16 protein-coding genes, 2 pseudogenes and 1 riboswitch are annotated in these 19,900 nt (G+C 72.2%); of the genes and pseudogenes, 9 read left to right on the top strand and 9 right to left on the bottom strand.

Features of this window, described 5'->3' with window-relative positions:
• Window positions 1-118: 118 nt before the first annotated feature.
• The gene (gene thrC / locus CLT74_RS24425) at window positions 119-1,405 is read right to left on the bottom strand and encodes a threonine synthase (RefSeq protein WP_099849226.1); all 1,287 of its coding nucleotides are present in this window, start codon (window positions 1,403-1,405) and stop codon (window positions 119-121) included.
• Window positions 1,406-1,414: 9 nt separating this feature from the next.
• A riboswitch (SAM riboswitch) is annotated at window positions 1,415-1,550 on the bottom strand.
• 118 nt (window positions 1,551-1,668) lie between these two features.
• Window positions 1,669-2,115 carry a DoxX family protein gene (locus tag CLT74_RS24420; protein WP_099849224.1) on the bottom strand — a complete coding sequence of 149 codons (447 nt, stop codon included), beginning with the start codon at window positions 2,113-2,115 and terminating at the stop codon, window positions 1,669-1,671.
• Window positions 2,116-2,402: 287 nt separating this feature from the next.
• Between CLT74_RS24420 and CLT74_RS24415 the strand changes: the two genes are divergently transcribed.
• A complete protein-coding gene (locus CLT74_RS24415; protein ID WP_099849222.1) occupies window positions 2,403-3,134 on the top strand; it encodes a DUF4232 domain-containing protein in 732 nt (243 codons plus the stop codon).
• Between the two features lie 16 nt (window positions 3,135-3,150).
• Here CLT74_RS24415 and CLT74_RS24410 read toward each other — a convergent pair whose 3' ends face one another.
• Window positions 3,151-4,050, bottom strand: a complete 900-nt coding sequence (locus tag CLT74_RS24410; protein ID WP_099849220.1) for an ABC transporter permease subunit — start codon at window positions 4,048-4,050, stop codon at window positions 3,151-3,153.
• Window positions 4,050-6,917: an alpha/beta fold hydrolase gene (locus CLT74_RS24405; protein WP_099849217.1), complete on the bottom strand. Its 2,868-nt coding sequence runs from the start codon at window positions 6,915-6,917 to the stop codon at window positions 4,050-4,052. Before CLT74_RS24405 ends, CLT74_RS24410 begins: the two co-directional genes overlap by 1 nt.
• Before the next feature lie 369 nt (window positions 6,918-7,286).
• Between CLT74_RS24405 and CLT74_RS24400 the strand changes: the two genes are divergently transcribed.
• From CLT74_RS24400 to CLT74_RS24370, 8 genes and pseudogenes are all read left to right on the top strand, one after another.
• Window positions 7,287-8,459, top strand: a complete 1,173-nt coding sequence (locus CLT74_RS24400; protein WP_099849215.1) for a hypothetical protein — start codon at window positions 7,287-7,289, stop codon at window positions 8,457-8,459.
• Window positions 8,446-11,034, top strand: coding sequence for a nitrate- and nitrite sensing domain-containing protein (locus tag CLT74_RS24395; RefSeq protein WP_099849213.1), 2,589 nt, complete (start codon window positions 8,446-8,448; stop codon window positions 11,032-11,034). The genes CLT74_RS24400 and CLT74_RS24395 overlap by 14 nt, the downstream gene beginning before the upstream one ends.
• Window positions 11,031-11,501 carry a roadblock/LC7 domain-containing protein gene (locus CLT74_RS24390; protein ID WP_093403345.1) on the top strand — a complete coding sequence of 157 codons (471 nt, stop codon included), beginning with the start codon at window positions 11,031-11,033 and terminating at the stop codon, window positions 11,499-11,501. The genes CLT74_RS24395 and CLT74_RS24390 overlap by 4 nt, the downstream gene beginning before the upstream one ends.
• Complete coding sequence (locus tag CLT74_RS24385; protein ID WP_099849211.1) at window positions 11,498-11,980, top strand: DUF742 domain-containing protein; 483 nt, start codon at window positions 11,498-11,500, stop codon at window positions 11,978-11,980. The genes CLT74_RS24390 and CLT74_RS24385 overlap by 4 nt, the downstream gene beginning before the upstream one ends.
• Entirely contained in the window at window positions 11,958-12,728 is a 771-nt protein-coding gene (locus CLT74_RS24380; RefSeq protein ID WP_199172253.1) for an ATP/GTP-binding protein, read from the top strand. The genes CLT74_RS24385 and CLT74_RS24380 overlap by 23 nt, the downstream gene beginning before the upstream one ends.
• 42 nt (window positions 12,729-12,770) lie before the next feature.
• Complete coding sequence (locus CLT74_RS24375; RefSeq protein WP_099849210.1) at window positions 12,771-13,292, top strand: hypothetical protein; 522 nt, start codon at window positions 12,771-12,773, stop codon at window positions 13,290-13,292.
• 35 nt (window positions 13,293-13,327) lie between these two features.
• Window positions 13,328-13,922, top strand: a pseudogene (locus CLT74_RS31545) (AAA family ATPase); the annotation flags it as partial.
• A gap of 149 nt (window positions 13,923-14,071) precedes the next feature.
• Window positions 14,072-15,631: pseudogene (locus tag CLT74_RS24370) on the top strand (AAA family ATPase); the annotation flags it as partial.
• A 9-nt stretch (window positions 15,632-15,640) separates the two neighbouring features.
• Here the strand turns inward: CLT74_RS24370 and CLT74_RS24365 are convergent.
• The 5 genes from CLT74_RS24365 to CLT74_RS24345 form a co-directional block, all read right to left on the bottom strand.
• Complete coding sequence (locus tag CLT74_RS24365) at window positions 15,641-16,147, bottom strand: GNAT family N-acetyltransferase (protein WP_099849206.1); 507 nt, start codon at window positions 16,145-16,147, stop codon at window positions 15,641-15,643.
• Between the two features lie 103 nt (window positions 16,148-16,250).
• A complete protein-coding gene (locus CLT74_RS24360; protein WP_486582559.1) occupies window positions 16,251-17,207 on the bottom strand; it encodes a hypothetical protein in 957 nt (318 codons plus the stop codon).
• A 59-nt stretch (window positions 17,208-17,266) separates the two neighbouring features.
• Complete coding sequence (locus CLT74_RS24355; RefSeq protein ID WP_486582558.1) at window positions 17,267-17,656, bottom strand: DUF3263 domain-containing protein; 390 nt, start codon at window positions 17,654-17,656, stop codon at window positions 17,267-17,269.
• Between the two features lie 139 nt (window positions 17,657-17,795).
• On the bottom strand, window positions 17,796-18,809 hold the full coding sequence (locus CLT74_RS24350) for an ABC transporter permease subunit (protein WP_099849198.1): 1,014 nt from the start codon (window positions 18,807-18,809) through the stop codon (window positions 17,796-17,798).
• Window positions 18,806-19,816 carry an ABC transporter ATP-binding protein gene (locus CLT74_RS24345; protein ID WP_099849196.1) on the bottom strand — a complete coding sequence of 337 codons (1,011 nt, stop codon included), beginning with the start codon at window positions 19,814-19,816 and terminating at the stop codon, window positions 18,806-18,808. Before CLT74_RS24345 ends, CLT74_RS24350 begins: the two co-directional genes overlap by 4 nt.
• Between the last annotated feature and the right edge of the window lie 84 nt (window positions 19,817-19,900).

Genomic DNA, 19,900 nt, shown 5'->3' with positions numbered 1-19,900 from the left:
ACGGCGAAGCGCCCTCCCGCACGGAGCATCTTGCGCCGTCCGTTTGCGGTCGTCAAGTCCCCGGCGGCGTGTTTCGCTCACTCCCTGCGAAATGCCGCTTACTCCCCGACCGTCGCGGTCAGCTCAGCAGGCCCGCGTCCCGGGCCGCGCGCAGCGACGGCTTGATCCGGTGGGTGGGGCCGACCTCACCGGCCACCGCGTCGAGCGTCTTCAGCCCCTCGCCGGTGTTGAACACCACCGTCTCGGCGGTCGGGTCCAACCGGCCCGACTCGACAAGCTTGCGCAGCACCGCCACGGTCACCCCGCCGGCCGTCTCCGCGAAGACCCCTGTGGTACGCGCCAACAGGCGCACCCCCGCGCGGATCTCGTCGTCGTCGGCGTGATCCATCCAGCCACCGGTACGACGCACCGCCTCCAGGGCGTACAGCCCGGCCGCCGGGTCGCCGATGTTCAGCGACTTGGCGATGCCTGTGGGCTTGACCGGGGTGATGGCGTCGGTGCCGCCGTGCAGTGCGGTGGCGATCGGGTTGCAACCGGCGGACTGCGCGCCGAACACCTTCCAACCGCCGGCCGGGGCCTCGACCAGGCCGATCTCGACAAGCTCGCTGAACGCCTTGTCGATCTTGGTGAGCAGTTCGCCCGAGGCCATCGGAATGACCACCTGGGCGGGGATCCGCCAGCCGAGTTGCTCGGCCACCTCGTACCCGAGCGTCTTGGACCCCTCCGCGTAGTAGGGCCGCACGTTGACGTTGACGAACGCGGTGTCCTCGAACTCGTCGGTCTCGACGAGCTCGCCACAGAGCCGATTCACGTCGTCGTACGACCCGTCGATGGCGACCAAGTCGCCGCCGTAGACGGCGGTGGTGACGACCTTGCCCTGCTCCAGGTCGCTCGGGATGAAGACCACGGACGGTGCACCGACCCGGGCGGCGTGCGCGGCGACGGAGTTGGCCAGGTTACCGGTGGAGGCGCAGGCGAACCGGGAGAAACCCAGCGCGCGGGCGGCGGTAAGCGCGACCGACACCACCCGGTCCTTGAACGAGTGGGTGGGATTGGCGCTGTCGTCCTTGACCCACAGCGGAGCGGTGATGCCCAACTCGGCGGCGAGCCGGTCGGCGGCCACCAGCGGGGTGAACCCCGGGTCCAGGGTGACCCTGGCGGCCGGGTCCTGGCCGGCGGGCAGCAGGGCGGCGTACCGCCAGAGATTGCGCGGGCCGGCCTCGATCTGCTCGCGGGTCACGCTGGCGAGCGCGGCCGGGTCGTAGTCGACCTCCAGCGGGCCGAAGCACTCGTAACAGGCGTGTTGGGCGGCGAGCGGGTAGCGGGCCGAACAGGCCCGGCAGACCAGGGCGCGGGCGGGGCTGGCGGCGGTGTCGATGCCGGACGGGGCGAGCGTCGACGTCATGTCGAAGTCCTCTCATCTTTCCCCGCATCGCACCCTGCGGCGGGGACGGAATTGGCACCTGCCCCGCCGAACGCTCAACGGTGAGCGTGCGAGGTGGTTGCCGGGGCGTCGTCGGGCCGTATCCCTCAGCCCCTCTGGATGAGGTATGCAGTTGTGTGGCCGAGTCTAGGCAATCCGGGCGCGGCCGTCGCCGGTCAATCCCAGCCTGTGAGCGAAACCTCAGCGGCGCCGTCGCGTGCCCCGGCGCCGCTGAGGCACTGCCGTCAGGCCGGGACGGATCGTGGTTCAGCCCGATCCAGGGCGACAGTCGCGTCCCCGCGCCGCCACAGGTTGTCCACTGCCCAGGTGCCCGGACCGAGCACCGCGATCAGGAAGAACGACCAGCAGAAGAGCACGGACAACTCGCCGTGGTTGCGCAGCGGCAGCAGCGCCTCGGGCTGGTGGACCACGAAGTACGCGTAGGCCATGGAGCCCGACGCCAGCAGGGCCGCGGGCCGGGTGAACAGCCCCAGGAGCACGAGGCCGCCACAGACCAACTGGATCAGCGCGGCGTACCAGCCGGGCCACTGGCCCAGGGGTACGGCCTCGCCGGTGCCACGGTTGCCGCCGAAGATCCCGAACACGGACGACATGCCGTGAATGAGGAACAACAACCCGATGACGATGCGGAACAGGGACAGAGCCGGCCCGCCGAACCGGTCAGCACGCATTGGTACCTCCTACGAGTGGGGTGGTGGTACCAGAATGCGGAAGTCATAAATAGTTGTCGATGCAATCTCTCTTCGTGGGAACGCTCCCACACTCATCCTAGTGGGCGGAGCTTCCGGAAACCGCAGCTGTTTCTCCCACCCGGACCGGAGTAGCTGGTCCGGCACCGGCCGGAGCGGGCGGAGTATGCCGCCGTCCGCGCGACCCGACGAGACCCGACCCGACCTCGTGGTCCGCGCACACCCACGGCGGGGCCACAGGCCGCGGCGGCCGGTGCGACGATGCTCGGATGCCAGGCGCAACGTTCCGCAGCCCGACCACCGGTCTCCGTCGGCTCGTCGCCGTGCCGATCGCGGGCGCCGCAGCGCTCGCCCTCCTCGCCGGCTGCGCCCCGGTCGGCGACGGGGTGGGCGCACCGGTCGGCCCGGTGCCGACCTCCAGCGCGCCCGGCGACCCGATGTCCGGCGCGCTCGGTGACACGCCGTCCCGTGACCGCGATCCCGGCGTCGACAACGGCCCGACCTCCGGCTGCCCCGACTCCGGTGTGCGGATCACCTACCGCGGCGTCAGTGCCGCCATGGGGCTGCGGGCGATGGGCCTCGAACTTGTCAACTGCGGTGACCACCCCTACCGGCTGCACGGGTATCCGGAGCCGCGACTGCGGGACGCGGACGGCAATGCCATTTCGGTCCGGGTGATCCACGGCGCGACAGGAATCACGTCCGGCTTCGACAAGCCACCCCGGCCGTTGGTGTTGGCTCCCGGCGAGGCGGCCGGTGCCGCGCTGCTCTGGCGCAACCTGGTCGACGACCCGACGGTGGTGGCGACGAACGCCGAGCACCTCGACGTCGCCCCGCTGCGCGGTCAGCCCGCCCAGCGGGTCGTCATGCAGGGGCGGATCGACCTGGGCAACACCGACCGGCTCGGGGTCAGCGCCTGGCGGAAACAGGAGCCGAGAACGCCGGAGCCGACGCGGGCAGCGCCCGACCCGCCGCCCACCACACCGGTCCCGCTGCTCTGACCACGTTCGGGTGCGCTCAGCTGGTGATGTCCTTGCGGGTGAAGCGCCAGAAGGCCAGGCCCCAGAACACCGTCGCGTAGCAGATCGCCGAGACGGTGCCCCGGACGATGTCGTCGGTCTGCACGGGTGTGGAGAGCAACCCCAACCAGGCGGTGCTGTAGTGCGTCGGTAGGAACGACCGGATGGCGCCGAGCGCGGTGATCTGATCCAGGATGCTGGAGAGAATCCACAGCAGCACCGCGCCACCCACCGCGCCGAGCGCCGCGTCGGTGGTCACCGAGAGCAGGAACGCCAGGCCCGCGACCACCAACAGGACGATCGCCAGGTACCCGAGCACCGCGAGCAGCCGCAGCAGCCCCTCGCCCGGTGCCAACTGCGCGGCGACCGTGCTGCGCAGCGGCGACCAGCCGTAGCGCAGGGTGCCGATGGCCAGCGCGGTGCCGGCGAGCAGCACCAACGCGAGCGCCGAGTAGGCGAGTGCGACAAGCAGCTTCACCGTGAGCAGTCGGGCCCGAGGCACCGGAATCGCCAGCAGGTAGCGCAGGCTCCCCCAACTCGCCTCGCTCGCCACCGTGTCACCGCAGAACAGCGCCACCACGACGACCAGCAGGAACGATGCCGACACGAAGATGGTGAAGAGGGTGAAGTTCAGACCACCGGAGGTGGCGAGATCGATCAGGCTGCCGAACTCGCCCCCGCCGTTGTCGTCGTCGTTGGTGTCGAACTGGAACGCGATCAGGATGATCAGCGGCAGCAGCACCATGAAGCCGAGCGCCAACTGGGTCCGCCGACGCGACGCCTGCCTGCGGAACTCCGCACCGAACGGCAGCGTCCGGGCGGGTCGGTAGCCGGCCGCCGCTCCCGAGGCGGCAACGCTTGTCGTGTCCCGCGTCGGCTCGACAGTCGATTCCGCCATCACCGGTCCCCGCTTCCCCGAGAGTTCTCGCCCACCAGGGCGAGGAAGGCGTCCTCCAGGCGGCGCCGGGGCACCACCCGGTCCACTGCGATCCCGGCCCGGACCAGCTCGGCGACCACCTCGCTGCGGGCGGTGCCGTTGGTGTCCACCACCAGGTGCCCGTCGGCGTCGTCCAGGACGCGTACGCCGCCGAGACCGTCGAGCACGGTACGGGCCGCGGTCGGGTCGTTCACCTCGAACAGCACGCTCGGCGAGTCACCGACGATCTCCTCGACCGGTCCGGAGGCCACGATCCGGCCCTTGTTCACCACCACGGCGTGGGTGCAGGTCTGTTCCACCTCAGCGAGCAGGTGACTGGAGACCAGCACCGCCCGACCGTCAGTGGCGTACCGCTGGAGCACCCGACGCATCTCGGCGATCTGTGGCGGGTCCAACCCGTCGGTCGGTTCGTCGAGCACCAGCAGTTCGGGCAGGCCGAGCATGGCCTGGGCGATGGCCAACCGCTGCCGCATGCCGTGGCTGTACTTGCGTACCCGCCGGTGCACCGAGGAGCCCAGGCCGGCGATCTCCAGTGCCTGCTCGAAGTGGGCGTCGGCCTCCGGTCGGCCGGTCGCCCGCCAGTACGCCTTCAGGTTCTCCAGGCCGGACAGGTGCGGCAGGAACCCCGGCCCCTCCACCAGTGCGCCGATCCGCGACAGGACTGGCGAGCCGGGCACCAGCCGGTGCCCGAAGACGTAGATCTCCCCGGCGGTGGGCTGGGTCAACCCCATCAGCACCCGCAGGGTGGTGGTCTTGCCGGCGCCGTTGGGCCCGAGCAGGCCGACCACCTGACCGGGGTGCACCTCGAAGTCCACCTCGGAGACGGCGACGAAGCCGTCGGCGTACTCCTTGCGTAGCCGGCGCACCGCCAGCGGGGTGTCCGCGTACTCCGGATGCACGGAGGTGTCCTGGCGACGGTGCCGGCGGCGCAGCACGGCCACGAGCACGACGAGCCCGACCACGATGGCGGTGATCAACCCCACGAGCACCCAGCGCCAGAGCGCCGCCTCGGTGGGGATCGGGTCGCTGTCGACAGTGGGCAGGCTGACAGGTGTGTCACCGACCGCGACGGTGTAGACCGCCGGCTCGATCGGGGTCGTGTACGCCTGGTCCGAGGTGGCCACCACCAGCCGGAGCCGGTGCCCGGCCTCCACCCGGTGCACGATCGCCGGCAGGGTCACGGTTACCGGCGTGGCGGCGTCCACGCTCGCCGGGAGGTCGCTGAGCCGGATCGGCGCGATCAGCCCGCTGGGCAGGGTGGCCGCCCCCTCCGGGTCGACCACGTAGAGCTTGGCGAAGAGGACGGCCTCGCCGCTGGTCGACGCGGCGCGCAGCGAAACGGTCGGCGCACCGACGATGTCGACCGCCTCGGTCAACGGCTCGGACTCGAACCGCGCGTGCTGCCCGGGTATGTCGCCGGCCACCCCGCCGAGCAGCGAACTCAACGAGCCGGCGAACGGCACCGAGGAGATCGCGGCGGGGTTGCCGCCGGGTGGGTTGGCCACCGGCTGAGCCGGACCGGCGACGGCCACCTCGACCCGGGAGTCGCCGCCGATACCGGGATAGTCCTCGGTGCGGTAACCGGTGGCGACCAACCCACGGTCCATCGCGTCGAAGCCGGCGATCCGCGAGAAGGTGAAGGTGTCGCCGGGCGAGTCACCGTCGCCGGCCACGTAGTGGTCGAGCCACTGCGCGGTGAGGAACTTCACCCGGTCGGAGTCGGTCTGCGGTCCGGAGCCGCCGTCGTGGCCGCCGGTGAACCAGGCGACCCGGACCGGCGTGCCGTTCGCGGCGATGCCCCGGGCGTTGGCGTCGGCCTCGGCCAGCGGGAAGAGGGTGTCCGCCGCACCCTGGACGAGCAGGGTGGGTGCCGTGATCCGGTCCAGCACGCCGGCCGGGCTGGACCGGCGCAGCAGATCGACGGCGCCCTGGTCGGCCCGACCGGTGGCGGCGATGCGCAGGTACGCGGCGCAGACGTCGGCGGCGAACCGGCCGCAGGAGGGATCGGGCAGACCGCCGACGGTCGGTGCGCCGGGTGCGGTGCCCGGCCCCTGGCCCGGGGCGGGGCTGGGCGGCCCGGCGCCCGGCGCGCCCTCCGGCGTCTCGGCGTCGGTGCCGGAGATCCCGGCCGGGCCGGAGCCGACGTTTCCGCCGCCGCCGAAGAAGATGCCCGCCCAGCCGGACTTGAACACGCCATCGACCGGTTCGCCGCCGGTGCTCTCCGGCAGGAACGCGCGGGACAGGTCATTCCAAGTGATCATGGGAACGATCGCGTCGACCCGCTGATCCTGAGCGGCGAGCAGCAACGACAGCGCACCGCCGTAGGAGCCGCCGACCACGCCCACCCGGGGGTCACCCGTGGCGTCGGTACGGATCTCCGGCCGTTCGGCGAGCCAGTCCAGCAGCCGCTGGGCGTCGCGTACCTCGTGGTCGGGGCTGTCCAGGTGGATCTCGCCGCCGCTGCGGCCGAAACCGCGCGCGGTCCAGGTCAGTACGGCGTACCCCCGGTCGGCCAGGTCCTCGGCGTCGGTGCGGACCGACGTCTTCGTGCCGCCGAAGCCGTGGGCGAGCAGCACCGCGGGCACCTCACGGCCGGCTGCGGCGTCACGCGGAAGATACAGGGTGGTGTCCAGGTCGACCGGCTCGTCGCCGTTGGGTCCGGACCGGACGGTGAGTATCGCGGACTCGGTGCGAAAGCTCGGCCGGTCCGGCCAGACCGCCCACACCACCGCCGCCGCCAGCAGGACGACAGCCGCGGTGGCGGCGACGGCCCGGCGGCCGGTGGGCAGGGCACGTCGCATCCGCGCGGCCGAGAACGGCGATCTCATTGGGCACACGGTACGGCCCGAAACCTGAGTATTAGCTGAGATCCGCCGTACGTCCGTTCTGGTAGCCCGATCGTCATCCGGCGAAGGTCATCCGCACAGCGTCCAGTCGGCGAACCTTTGGGATGAGTTCGCATCGTGGAAATTCCCGCCTTTCATCAGAATCTATACTCAAGCATGCCTATCTTCCACATGAGTGACACCCACGGTGAGCAAATTGATCGCCGTGAGTCACATCGCTCGAAGTGACGCAAAACTGACGGTTGCCGACCGATCTCAGACCACCAGCCTTCGATTAGTTTTCCGGTCCGGCGCACGGGACCGGCTCGTCGACGCCGTCGGACAACCTGCGCCACGCCGGAGGAGACAACCATGACCGTTCCCGCTCCGCGGGTCCGTCGCCGGCCCCGGACACCGGGCCGGCTGTTGCCGCTGCTACTCGTCACCGCGCTGCTGCTGCCGGTGGCGTTCCTCGTCGTACAGGCACACCAGTTCGTCGACACCGACCGCGACGTCGTCGTGCGGGAACGACTCGGCGTCGAATACCTTCGCGCCCTCGGTCCGGTGACCGACGCGCTTGTCGACGCGCAGAGCGCCGCCGTCACCGGACGGTCGTTGCGCCGGGACACCCTCGACCAGGCGGTCGAGCGGGCCGCGACTGTCGACGCGCGCATCGGTGGCGAGTTGAGCACCAGCGAGCGGTGGGCCGGGCTGCGCGCGAAGTTGGAGGCCCTGCCCGAACGCTCACTCGCCGACCCGGAGGCCGCCTTCACCGTGTACAGCGAGGTCACCGACCTGCTGCTGGCGCTGCACGGCAAGGTCCGGGAGACCTCCGGCCTGGTCCGGGACTCCGGAGTCGACGCGTACTTCCTGCAGGACGGCGTCGGGGAGGAGATGCCGGAGGCGGTGGTCGCCGCCGGCCGACTCACCGACCTGACCGTCCTGATGAACCGCCGGCCCGCCGCCCAACAGGTCCAGTCGCTGAGCCAGCTTGCCACCCTCCGGGGTGCCGCCCTGCAACCCGCGAACGACCTGGCCAACAACCTGCGGTCGGTGGTGGAGAACACGGAGAGCGCCGACCTGGGCGCGACAGTGCTCACCCCCTTCGACGCCTACCAGCGGGCCGTCGAGGCGATGGCGCTGTACTCACAGCCTGTCGACCGGGCAGGCACGCTCGACACGACCCGCCTCCTCGCGGCCCGCAACGAGGCGCAGCAGGCCGCGAGGCAGCTCCAACCGGTCCTCCTCGATGAGATCGACAGGCTGTTGGCGGAGCGACTCGACGGGTTGGACCAAGACCGTCTGCTGATCCTCGGCGCGGGCGGCCTCGCCGCACTGCTGCTGATCGGCCTTGCGGTGAGCGGCTGGATGTCCCGTCCAAGAGACACGTCGGTCGCCACCGCGGGTGGCGTCACCCCGGCACCGCCGTCCGGTGCCCGGTGGGATCCCGTCGGATCACGTCCCGCCGAGCGGCCACCGGCGCTTCAGCCGGTGGGACAGCTCCACGAGCCGGATCGGTGGAGGCCCTTCGATGCTGCTCGGTAGGCTCCGGATCCGCGGCAAACTCACCCTGTTGGTGACCATTCCCCTGCTCTGCATGCTGGGACTCACCCTGCCCGTGGTCTGGGAACGAACCGGCGTCGCCCAACGGGCCGGCGACATCGACCAGACCGTCCAGATCGCCAGCCGGGTCGGCACCCTGCTCCAGCACCTCCAGCGGGAACGCATGCTCGCCATCGGTCTCCTGCTCGGGCAGGTCGAGCGCAGTGCGCTGGTGCAGGAGATCGCGGAGGTGGACGACCGGATCGTCGACCTGCGGGTCGACTTCGACGACGACCTGCCGACCGAGGTGGACAGGGCGTTGGACGGCGTCAAGCAACTGGCCGAGGTACGCACGGCCGTGCTGGCCGGACAGGCGGCGCCGCCGCAGGTCATCGGCGCGTACGGGCCGGTCCACCTCGCCCTGATCGACTCACTGCGGCTGCCGTACGACGTGGACACCCGGACGCCCGCCGGGCGGCAGACGCTGGCCCTGGACAGCATCCTGCGCAAGAGCGAGGGACTCAGCGGCGGCGGTGCCCTGATCGTGCTGGTCGCCGCCTCACCGAACCCACAGTTCGCCACCGCCTTCGTGGCCAACATGGCCACCCTCCAGTCGGAGAGCAGCAAGATGCTCGGTCTGCTCACCCCGGAGCAGCAGGCGCTGGTGAACATCGAGCAGACCGCCGTGGACGCCCGGACCAGCCCGGAGTTCCTCCAACAGAGCGCCCAGGACCCGGCGGCAGCGGTGGCGGACATCCCCATCCAGGCCCTCTTCCCGACCGTCTCCTCACTGATCACGCTGGGTCAGTTCGTTGAGAAGAAGCTGGTCGCCGACGTGACCGCCGAGGTACGCGCACAACGGCAGGCGGCGCTGTCCGGGGCGTACTGGGTGACCGGGCTGGTCGCGTTGATCCTGGTCGGTGTGGTGCTGCTCGCGCTGGCCATCGGCCGTACGGTGACCGGGCCGCTGACCCGCCTCACCCGCTCCGCCGACCGGGTCGCCCGGGTAGCCGAGTCCGAACTGGTCCGGGTGGCCGACGACGAGACCGACAACGCCCAACCTGTCCGCCTCGATCCGGTCGACGTCGGTGCCCGGGACGAGGTCGGCGACCTGGCCCGGGCCTTCGAACGGGTGCAGAACACGGCCGCGAGGCTCGTGGAACGGCAGGCCGCGAGCCGGCGCAACGTGGCCCAGATGTTCGGTCACGTCGGCCGGCGTACGCAGAACCTGGTCGGTCGGCAGATCGCCCTGATCGACAGGTTGGAGCAGCAGGAAACCGACCCGGGGCGGCTGGAGAACCTGTACCGGCTCGACCACATCTCCAGCCGGCTGCGGCGCAACGCCGGCAACCTGGTGGTGCTCTCCGGTGCGGTGGGCGACGTCGCGCACGTCGCGCCGGTTCCGCTGGCAAACGTGGTCCGCCTCGCCCTCGGTGAGATCGAGGACTACACCCGGGTGGACGTCCAGGTGCCGACCGAGGCGGCGGCGGCACCGGCGATCGTCGGCGACCTGGTGCTGGCGCTGGCCGAACTGATGGAGAACGCCACGGTCTTCTCACCGCCGCACACCAGGGTGCTGGTCAGCGGCGAACTCACCGAGCACGGCGTACAGCTCACCGTGGTGGACCACGGCATCGGCATGACCGAGGCGCGGCTGACCGACGAGAACGCCCGCCTCACCCGACGGGAACGGCTGGACCTCGCCCCGACCGAGGTGCTGGGTCTGTTCGTGGTGGGTCGGCTGGCCCGCCGGCACCGCTGGGCGGTCGGCCTCTCCGCGACCCCCGGTGGCGGTGTCACCGCCACCCTCCAGATTCCCCGTACGTCGCTTGTCGTCGGGCCACCCGAGCCGGCCGGTCCCCCGATCGCGCCGGTCGGTCGGGCCACCCCACCGGCCGCCCTCCCGGCCCGGCAGCAGCCGGAGCCGGTGCCAGTGGCCTGGGACACCCCGGCCACGCTCGACCCGGTCGGCCCGGCGACGGAACCCGCGGTGGTGCCGGCCGGGTTCAACCCGACGCTGCTGACCCGGGCCACCGAGAGCATGGAGCTCACCGAGTCCTGGGACGCCTTCGCCACCGCGCCGGAGACCGCCGGGATGACCGGGACGGAACCGGCCGCCCCGGCCGGGATCGACGCGGCGACCGTGACGGTGCCGCAGGCCGCACCGACGTCGGCGGCCCCACCGGCCCCGATGCCCGGCATCCGGCAGCGGGTGCCGGGGGCCAGCCTGCCGAGGACGGCGCCGAAGATGGGTCCGGTCGACGCCACGGGCGTCGACCCGAATGCCGCCCGCGCCGCGGTCGAGGCGTTCGAATCAGGGGTACGCCGGGCCGAGGAGAGTCAGGCCGACGCCCTGCCACAGCCGGTCGAGCCGCCGGCTCCGGCGGGGCTGTCCCAGCTGTCCCGCAGGGTGCCCGGTGCCAACCTGATCGCGCAGCTGCCACAGCAACCGCTCGCCCAGGACCCGGGCGATCCGGCCGAGGTGCGCGATCGCATAAACGCGTTCGAGACGGGCGTCGCCCGGGCTCTGCGCGACGTCCGTAACGACCGCAGCGACAACGAAGGAACGCCACGGTGACCAGCCCGCACGTGCACGAGAACCTCGACCACCAGAGCCATCCGGCGGGCGACCTCAGCCCCGAGGCCCGTACCTTCAACTGGCTGCTGGACTCCTTCACCTCCGGCACCGCCGGGGTGCTGGAGGCGATCGCCGTGTCGTCGGACGGCCTGCTGATGGCCATGTCCGCGATCAAGGACAGGTCCAACGCGGAGCGGCTCGCGGCGGTGGTCTCCGGCATGACCAGCCTGGCCGGTGGGGCCGCCAGTTGGTACGCCTTGGGCGGCCTGAACCGGGTCGTGGTGGACATGGCCGAGGGTTATCTCCTGATCAGCGCGATCAGCAGCGGTTCGGTGCTCGGCGTGGTCGCCGACCGCTCGGCGAACCTGGGCACCGTCGCCTACGAGATGACCCTCTTCGCCGGTCGGGCCGGTGGTGCGCTAACCCCGCGTCTGATCGCCGAACTCAAGAACTCCGTACAGCAATGAATCCCGACGCCGCCGGCGCCGATCAGGAGCCGGTGATTCGCATCCGGCCCTACCTGCGCGAGTCCTCCCCGGCCGGCTCCGCCGGCCCGGCGGGCGCACCGGCGGCGATCGGATCGGAGCCCGAGGAGGCCGGGCCGACCGGGCCCCGCCCCTTCGTGCTGACCGCCGGCCGGGTGGCCGGCGCCGACCCCACGATCGGCCTGGAGACCCAGGTGACCGCCCGGCCGACCACCGAGCCGTGGACCGTCGTGGCCACCCGGTTGAGCCCGGAGCTCCAGGCCATCGTGGCGCTCTGCGGTGAGCCGATCTCGGTGGCCGAGATATCCGCCAAGACCCGGTTGCACTTCGGCGTGACCCGGGTGCTTGTCGGCGACCTGCGCGCCGCCGGCCACCTGGACGTGCACGTGACCGACGCCGACGACGCCCTCGACCCCGACGTCATCCTGCGAGTGATTGATGGACTTCGTGCAATCTCCTGACTGGCCCGCAGCACCACCGGGCGCGCTCGCCGCCAACAGCGCCGCGGCCCGCTACGGCGGTCCCGCACCGACTCCGCCGTCGATCGGCCGGGCCACCGCGCCTCCGCCGCCCGCCCACTCCGCCACGGCACCGCCGCCGTACCGGCCGCCGGCCGCGACGCCAGCCGCCACGGGTACGCAGCGGGCGACGCCGCCGATCCCGGTGAAGATCCTGGTGGCCGGTGGCTTCGGGGTGGGCAAGACCACCACCGTGGGTTCGATCTCGGAGATCGCCCCGCTGACCACCGAGGCGGAGATGACCACCGCCGGAATCGGGGTCGACGACCCTGGTCAGCGCTCCGGAAAGACCACCACCACGGTGGCGATGGACTTCGGTTGTGTCACCATCGATCGCAGCCTGAAGCTCTACCTGTTCGGCACACCGGGCCAGACCCGTTTCGGCTTCATGTGGGACGACCTGGCCCGGGGTGCGCTCGGCGCGCTGGTGGTGGTCGACAGCGCCCGGCTCGACGACTGCTACCCGGCGATCGATTTCTTCGAACGGGCGGGACTGCCGTTCGTGGTCGGGGTGAACGCTTTCGACGGGCGGTTGGCGCACGACCTCGGTGCGATCCGGTGGGCTCTGGCGATCGGCGAACATGTACCTCTGGTGCAGTTCGACGCGCGGGACCGGCTCTCGGTCCGGGACGCCCTGCTGGTCGTCCTGGACCGCGCGCTGGACCGGGCCACCCGGGAGAAACGGGCCTGAGCCGACCGGCTCGCAGGCCCCTCGTGGGAAGGGGTGAGGCGGATGAGAGGCGGACTGGACGAGACTCTGGCCCGGATGCGTCGGCGCGAGGAGGCGCTACGCCGACGGGCCACGGACCCGACCGTGCCGGCCGACGACCAGCCGAGTCCGGAGCCGGACCCGGGGCACGGGTCCGATCACGGGCGGAGCCGGAGCGAAAGCCGCAACGCGGGACCTGGCTGGGCCGGTGTCCGCGAACCGGCCCACGAGGCGCCGGCACGGCACCCGGTGGAAGACGTTGCCGAGGCACTGCGCGCAGCCGTCGCGGCGCATCCGGGGGCGTCTGTCGCCGCCCGCGTCGAGCATGACGGGCAGGCGTACGACCTGCGGGTGGCCTGGGCGGACCAGGAGGTCACCGTCAGCGGGCAGCCCGCCGCGCCGCCGCCTTCCTGGCCACTGTCGGTCAAGACCGTGCCCGGTTGGTCCGCCGCCCAGGAGGGGCTGAGCGAGGATCCGGCGGCCCGGTTGGCCGAGCTGATCCGCCGGGATCCGTCGCTGCTCACCGGGGAGGAGCCGGCCGGCTGACCGGACCACGGGTGATCAGGCGCTAGGGTCGGGCGGTGGGCGAACCCGAGCTGAACCTGATCGCGAGCCTGCGGCCGGCCGCACTGGATGCCCGACGGGGCATCGTCCGGCTGCACCCGGAGGCGCTCACCGCCCTCGCGCTGCGCCCGGGTGACCCGGTCCGGCTCGCCGGGCGACGGGTTACCGCCGGCCTCGTCGCGCCGGCCGAGAGCACGGCCAGCGCCGCCCTGCTACACGCCGACGACCTGATGCTGGGCAACCTCGGCGTCCGGGACGGTGGGCAGGTGCGGCTGAGCCCTGCTCCGGTCACCCCCGCCCGCCGGGTGCTGGTCGCCGGGCCCGCTGAGATCGTCGCGGTGGTCTCCCCGGAGATGCTGCGGCTGGCACTGCTCGGCAAGGTGGTCACCACCGGGGACGACGTCTCCCTGCTGCCCCAGGACGTGCTGCCGGACGCGTCGACCCGCACGCTGGTCGAGGCGGCCCGGCGCAGCCTCTCCACCCGGGTCGGCTACGCGTGGACCAGCACCCTGCTGCGGGTGCTTGCCGCCGAGCCGGACCCGGGCGCGCTCGTCACCATGGACACCCTGGTGGCCTGGGAGCACGGCCCGGCCACCCACGGCGGCACCGCCGCGGGTGGCGTCCGGGTGGCAGACGGCCGGATCGCGGGCGGTGCCGGCGGCAGTCTTGTCCGGGCCGTGAAGCGGGGTGGGGAGGCCCTGCGGGCCGGCGTGGGACCTGACCCGGAGACTGTCCGGGCCGACGAGGCGAGCGGGTCGGACGTGCCGTCGGTGGACGAGCTGCCGGGCCTGCGCGCCCAGGCCGAGGAGCTGACCGAGCTGCTCGACCTCGGCTTCCACCACCGGGAGGTACTCGGCCGGCTGGGCACCACAGTGGCGCTGGGGGTGCTGGTGAGCGGACCCGCCGGCTCGGGCAAGGCGGCACTGGTCCGGGCGGTGGCCGCCCAGGTCGGTGCCCGGGTGCATCAGCTCTGGGCACCGGAGGTGGCGGCGCTGACGAACGACTCGGCCGCGACCCGACTCCGGACGGTGACGGCCGAGACGCTTGCCGACGGGCCGGCCGTGCTGCTGGTCACCGACGTGGAGGCGCTGGCCCCGGCGGAGGCTCCCGGACCGGTGGCGACAGTGTTCCGGCAGTGCGTGGCACAGCTCGTACGGGCCGGAGCGGCGGTGGTCGGCACCAGCAGCCGCCCGGAGGCGGTCGACCCGGCCCTCCGCGCCCCGGACCTGCTCTCGCTGCGGATCGACGTGCCGCTGCCCGACGCCAGCCTGCGCCGGGAGCAGTTGACCGTGCTGACCCGCCCGGTGCCGCTCGCCGAGGACGTACGGCTGGACGAGGTCGCCGCGCGTACCCCCGGTTTCGTCGCCGCCGACCTGGCCGCGCTGGTCCGCGAGGCCGGCGTACGCGCGGCCCTGCGGCAGAAGTCGGCGCAGACGCCCACGGTGCTGATGGCGGACTTCACCGCCGCCCTGGAGGTGGTGCGGCCGACCACCATGGCCGCCGCCACCCTCGAACTGGCCCGGGTGACCCTCGACGACGTCGGTGACCTGGTGGAGGTCAAGCAGACACTCACCGAGTCGGTGCTGTGGCCACTCACCTACCCGGACACCTTCGCCCGGCTCGGGGTGCACCCACCACGCGGGGTGCTGCTCTACGGTCCGCCGGGCTGCGGCAAGACCTACCTGGTGACCGCGCTGGCCGGGACCGGCCGGGCGAACGTGCTGTCGGTCAAGGGCGCGGAGCTGCTGTCCAAGTGGGTAGGCGAGAGCGAACGGGCGGTGCGGGAACTGTTCCGTCGGGCCCGGGAGGCCGCCCCCACGCTTGTCTTCCTCGACGAGGTCGACGCCCTCGCCCCGGTACGCGGCCAGGCCACCGACGGCGGCACCACCGACCGGGTGGTCGCCTCGCTGCTGACCGAGCTGGACGGGGTGGAGGCGCTGCGCAACGTCGTGGTGGTCGGCGCGACAAACCGTCCCGACCTGGTCGATCCGGCGCTGCTGCGCCCGGGGCGGCTGGAACGGCTGGTCTACGTGCCGCCACCGGACGCCGAGGCCCGCACGGAGATCCTGCGGGCCGCCGCCCGCACCGTGCCGCTCGCCGAGGGTGTCGACCTTCCCGCCCTGGGGGCTGAGTTGGACGGGTTCTCGGCCGCCGACTGCGCGGCGCTGGTCCGGGAGGCCGCGCTGGCCGCGATGCGTGAGTCGCTCACCGCCTCCACGGTCACCGCCGAGCACGTCGCCACGGCCCGGTCGCGGATCCGCCCGTCCCTGGACCCGGCCCAGGTCGCCTGGCTCGCCGCGTACGCCGAGCAGCGCGGCTGAGCAGGTCGGTCAACAGGGGGCCGTGTCGTCAAGCGAGATCTCGGCGTACACCCGGTCGTCGGCCTCGCGCAGCTTCGCGCCGCACCTTCCGAGGACGGAGAGCGCACCGCGATTCTGCGGTGTGGTGTCCGCTACCACTGTCCGCATGCCCGCCGCTGCCGCCAGATGCAACAGCTCGCGCAGCGCTGCCGCGCCGATCCCCTGCCCACGAGCCGACCGGCCGAGCCACATGCCCACCTCGGCGACGCCGGGCTCGTCCCGTCGGCTCATCCGGATCATGCCGACCACCTCACCGCCCGCCACGATCGCGTACATCGCGCTGCGGGCGGACCCACCGAGCCCGCCGAAGCTGGCCCGGTGGAACTCCCGGAACGCCTCCCGCCGCGCGTGCGACCAACCGGCCGGCGCCTCCACCGGCGGCATCACGTCGGCCGGCTCCGCCTCGGCCACCGCCACGGAGAGCAACGGTTCGAGATTCTGCTCGTCCACCGGCTCCAACCGGACCGCACCAGTCACGTGCCGCAGTCTTCCGCGCCTGACGCCGCACGTCCACCCGGTTGGAAACGACAGGCCCCTCCGGTGGAACGGACCGACCGGTCGGGTCGATCCGCCTCCCGGGTCACGCTCCGCGATCGTCCGGCCGGTCGAACTCGCAGTAGACGACGGAGGCGTCATCGGCCGCCTTGTGCCGGCGTCGCCGCTCGGGGTGGTCCCGTTCGGCGACGCGTACCCGGTCGATGAGTGCGTCCGGACCCTCCGTGGCCACCACGTCCAACAGGCCGGACCAGCCGAGCAGGCCGAACTCCTCGACCGCGGCGGAGGCACCGTCGGAGAGCAGTACGGCGCGACGCAACGCCGCCGGCCCGTGCCGAGGCACCGTTCCGACCACCGCGTGGTAGGCCGCGTCGGGATCGGCGGCGGCGACCCAGTAACCGTGGGTACGGTTCATCCGCTCCCGCTGCACCGTGACGGCGCGCCGGAACCGGGTGGCCCGGTCGGTCGACCCGGGCAGCAGGTCGGCGGTCTCACGCAGGTCCGCCGCCGAAGCGGCCAGCCGGTCGTCGATCACCACGTCGACGCGCCCACCGGTGTCGAGCACCAGCGGGCTGTCACAGAGCACCAGATAGTCGACCTGGTCACCGCCGTCGCGGAGTAGACACACGGTGCTCGACGGGGTTCCGGGATGGTCGAGGTCGCACTGCTCGCCGTGGTCGGAACGGACCGCGAGGATCGCCGCGGCCAGGTTGCTCACAAGCGTCGCGGCCGGTCGGGCGGCCTCCGCCAGGCCGAGTCGGGCGGCCAGGTGCTGGACGTACCACTGCGGCCCGTGTACGCAGCCGGTGTCGAAACCCTCCGGCACGGTGGCGCCGTCCAGCACCCCGACCAGCGACCCGAACCGGAACACCAGGTCCTCGTTGGCCGCCCGACCCGGTGGCGGGGCGGACGCGGACCGTACCCGCATGGTGGGTGCGGTCCCGACCGCCGCACCCCGCCGACGCTCGTCCGGGGCCGCTTCGGGCACACCGGTGTCCGGATGCGCCGTTCGTCCCGGCTGTCTGGGCCCCCCGCCGCTCATCGCCACCTCCCCGCGCCCCGGCCTACCCACCTCGGGCCGGAAGACACTCCTTGGCCAGGTCAGCGGCGTCGGTTGCGGGCCCGGGAGGCGCGCAGCCGCACCAGCCGGCCCACCAGCACCGGGTCGGCGGCCAGCGCCGCCGGATTGTCCAGCAGCGCGTTCAACAGTTGGTAGTAGCGGGTGGCCGAGAGCCCGAACCGGTCCCGGATGGCCTGCTCCTTGGCACCGGCGTGCCGCCACCACTGCCGTTCGAAGGCGAGCATCTCCCGTTCCCGCTCGTCCAGCCCGCCGGCCGGGGCCGCTTCCCCGCCGGCGTCGGCAGGTGGCTCCTCCGCGTCCGGCGACGTCAACTCGACCTCGGGGGCGGATCTCGGCGGTGGCACCGCGACGGCGTCCGGACCGGTAGGCGCTGCCGGGGTGGCGTCGGCGGGCTGCATCGTGCTCCTCATCCGGGGCGGCCGGCACGGCAACGCCAACCTGGCCCATCAGCCTAACGAGGGCCGTCACCTGCCGCATCCCGCCGGACGGCGGCACCAGCGCGGGGCAGGGCGGACCGCCCCGGCGAGGGACGGTCCGCCACCGGCCGGCTCAGGTGATGTCGCGCCGCCGCATCGTCCACAGCGCCGCGCCGAGGAAGAGGACGACCCCGACGGTGAACAGCACAGACGAGTGCTGCCAGGTGATGTCCAGGGTGGCCGGCTCACACTCACCTGTGTAGGTGGCGTTGCAGGCTTGCCAGTCCTGAAGCGTGACCTTCTTGGTCATCCAGGCGATGGCGTAGGTGGGCAGCAGCCACGCCTCGGCGAAGCGCACCTGCGCCATGGAGAGCAGGATGCCGAGCCCGACCTGGCCGACCACCATCACCGCGATCGCCCCGCCGAGCGCCATCGCGGTGTGCCGGCCGAGCGAGGCCAGGGCGAAGCCCACAGTCGCCGCGACAAGTGCCAGCACGATGCCGCGCAACCCGCCGATGAGGAACGACTGCCAGGTCCCGGAGGTCATCCCCTCGGTGGTGCCGCGCAGGTTGGCGACCAGCCACATGCTGCCGAACCAGGCCGCCGTGGCGGGCAGCGCCAGCGCGAGCAGCCCGGTCAGCAGCGCGCCCAGCTTGGTCAGCAGGACGGTCAGCCGCTTCGGCCGCCAGAGCAGCAGGTTCATCATCCCGCCGGTGCTCCACTCGGCACCCACGAACGAGGCACCGACCACGAACCCGACCATGGCCAGGATCCCGGCGAGCGGGATCAGCAACTCGCCGAAGCTCTTCCGGAAGTCGAAGGTCGAGGGCAGGAACCACTGCTCCTCGATCGACTCCCGGGGCGGCGGCGTGATCTCGGCGCAGTCGGCCGGGTAGTAGTCGACGCTCTCACCTGCCGCCTTCGCCCGCTCGCAGTTCGCGCGTTCCTGCTCGGCCCAGCGCACCTGCTCCTGGTGCTGCTGGTCGGCGGCCCGCCGTGCCTCGGCGAACTGGTCCGGGCCGATCTTCTGGTTGCTGAAGAACATGCCGGCCACCACCAGGACCAGCACCAGCAGGCCACCGGCGGTCATCCAGCGGGCGAAGCGACGCTTGGCCAACCGGCGTAGTTCGGTACGGAAGAGACTCACGCGCCCCAACCTCCTGCGGCGGGCGCGGACGGCGCCGTCCCGTCGATTCGTACGGACTGGTCGACCTGCCGGTGCTGGCCGGGTACCGGCGCGGTGGCGGTCAGTTCGAGGAAGACGCTCTCCAGGTCGACAGCGATCGGCGCGAGTTCGCTGACGTAGAGGCCCTGCTCGGCCAGGAGTCGGGTGACCGTGGCCGGCTTGTCCACCCCGGCGAGCATCAGGTGGTCGTCGTTCGTGGTGACGCGTACCCCGGCCCGGGTCAGTGCCGTGGCGGCGACCGGAAGGTCGGTGACCGCCTCCAGCCGCACCCGGACCCCGCCGGAGGAGTGCTGCGCCAGCACCTCGTCGACGGGGCCGAAGGCGACCCGCCGGCCCAGCGAGATGATGGTGACCGAGTCGCAGATCAGCTGGATCTCGCCGAGGATGTGGCTGGAGAGCACCACTGTCATGCCGGCCTCGGAGAGGTTGCGCATCAGCGTCCGCATCTCCCGGATGCCGCCCGGGTCGAGACCGTTTGCCGGCTCGTCCAGGATCAGCAGCCGCGGGTTCTTCAGCAGCGCGGAGGCGACCGCGAGCCGCTGTTTCATGCCGAGCGAGTACGTCTTGACCCGCTCACCGGCCCGGTCGCGCAGACCGACAAGTTCCAGCACCTCGTCGACCCGCTGCTGGGGCAGGTCACCGGCGCCGGCCAGCAGCGACAGCGTGTCCCACGCGGTGAAGTGCGGGAAGAACTGCGGGCTCTCCACGATCGCGCCGACCTGCGGGGCGACCTGGTCCAGCGTCCCGGGCACCTCGTGCCCGAGGATCGCCATCCGGCCGCCGTCCGGCCGGATCAGGCCGAGCAGCGTACGCAGCGTGGTGGTCTTGCCCGACCCGTTGGGGCCGAGGAAGCCGTGCACCTGGCCCGCCTCGACCCGCATGTCGAAGCCGTCCAGGGCGTTGCGGGTGCCACGGCGTCGGCTTCGGTACGTCTTTCGTAGACCTTCGATCTCCAGGACAGCTGGCAAGCTGCACCTCCCCCGTTGGTGTGTGGGCGACGACGACACCATACGCGGTATGCAGCCGCAGGCAATACCCGGTATGCAGCGCCA

The organism is Verrucosispora sp. CNZ293 (assembly GCF_002754655.1).
This window is presented reverse-complemented; position numbering and strand designations above follow the sequence as displayed.

Excerpts from the sequence above, each read along its gene's own strand:
- CLT74_RS24415 (WP_099849222.1), top strand. The coding sequence starts at position 2,403 with ATGCCAGGCGCAACGTTCCGCAGCCCGACCACCGGTCTCCGTCGGCTC.
- CLT74_RS24375 (WP_099849210.1), top strand. The coding sequence starts at position 12,771 with ATGAGAGGCGGACTGGACGAGACTCTGGCCCGGATGCGTCGGCGCGAG.
- CLT74_RS24400 (WP_099849215.1), top strand. The coding sequence starts at position 7,287 with ATGACCGTTCCCGCTCCGCGGGTCCGTCGCCGGCCCCGGACACCGGGC.
- CLT74_RS24420 (WP_099849224.1), bottom strand. The coding sequence starts at position 2,115 with ATGCGTGCTGACCGGTTCGGCGGGCCGGCTCTGTCCCTGTTCCGCATC.
- CLT74_RS24395 (WP_099849213.1), top strand. The coding sequence starts at position 8,446 with ATGCTGCTCGGTAGGCTCCGGATCCGCGGCAAACTCACCCTGTTGGTG.
- CLT74_RS24355 (WP_486582558.1), bottom strand. The coding sequence starts at position 17,656 with ATGAGGAGCACGATGCAGCCCGCCGACGCCACCCCGGCAGCGCCTACC.
- CLT74_RS24385 (WP_099849211.1), top strand. The coding sequence starts at position 11,498 with ATGAATCCCGACGCCGCCGGCGCCGATCAGGAGCCGGTGATTCGCATC.
- CLT74_RS24380 (WP_199172253.1), top strand. The coding sequence starts at position 11,958 with ATGGACTTCGTGCAATCTCCTGACTGGCCCGCAGCACCACCGGGCGCG.
- CLT74_RS24360 (WP_486582559.1), bottom strand. The coding sequence starts at position 17,207 with ATGAGCGGCGGGGGGCCCAGACAGCCGGGACGAACGGCGCATCCGGAC.
- thrC (WP_099849226.1), bottom strand. The coding sequence starts at position 1,405 with ATGACGTCGACGCTCGCCCCGTCCGGCATCGACACCGCCGCCAGCCCC.
- CLT74_RS24405 (WP_099849217.1), bottom strand. The coding sequence starts at position 6,917 with ATGAGATCGCCGTTCTCGGCCGCGCGGATGCGACGTGCCCTGCCCACC.
- CLT74_RS24410 (WP_099849220.1), bottom strand. The coding sequence starts at position 4,050 with ATGGCGGAATCGACTGTCGAGCCGACGCGGGACACGACAAGCGTTGCC.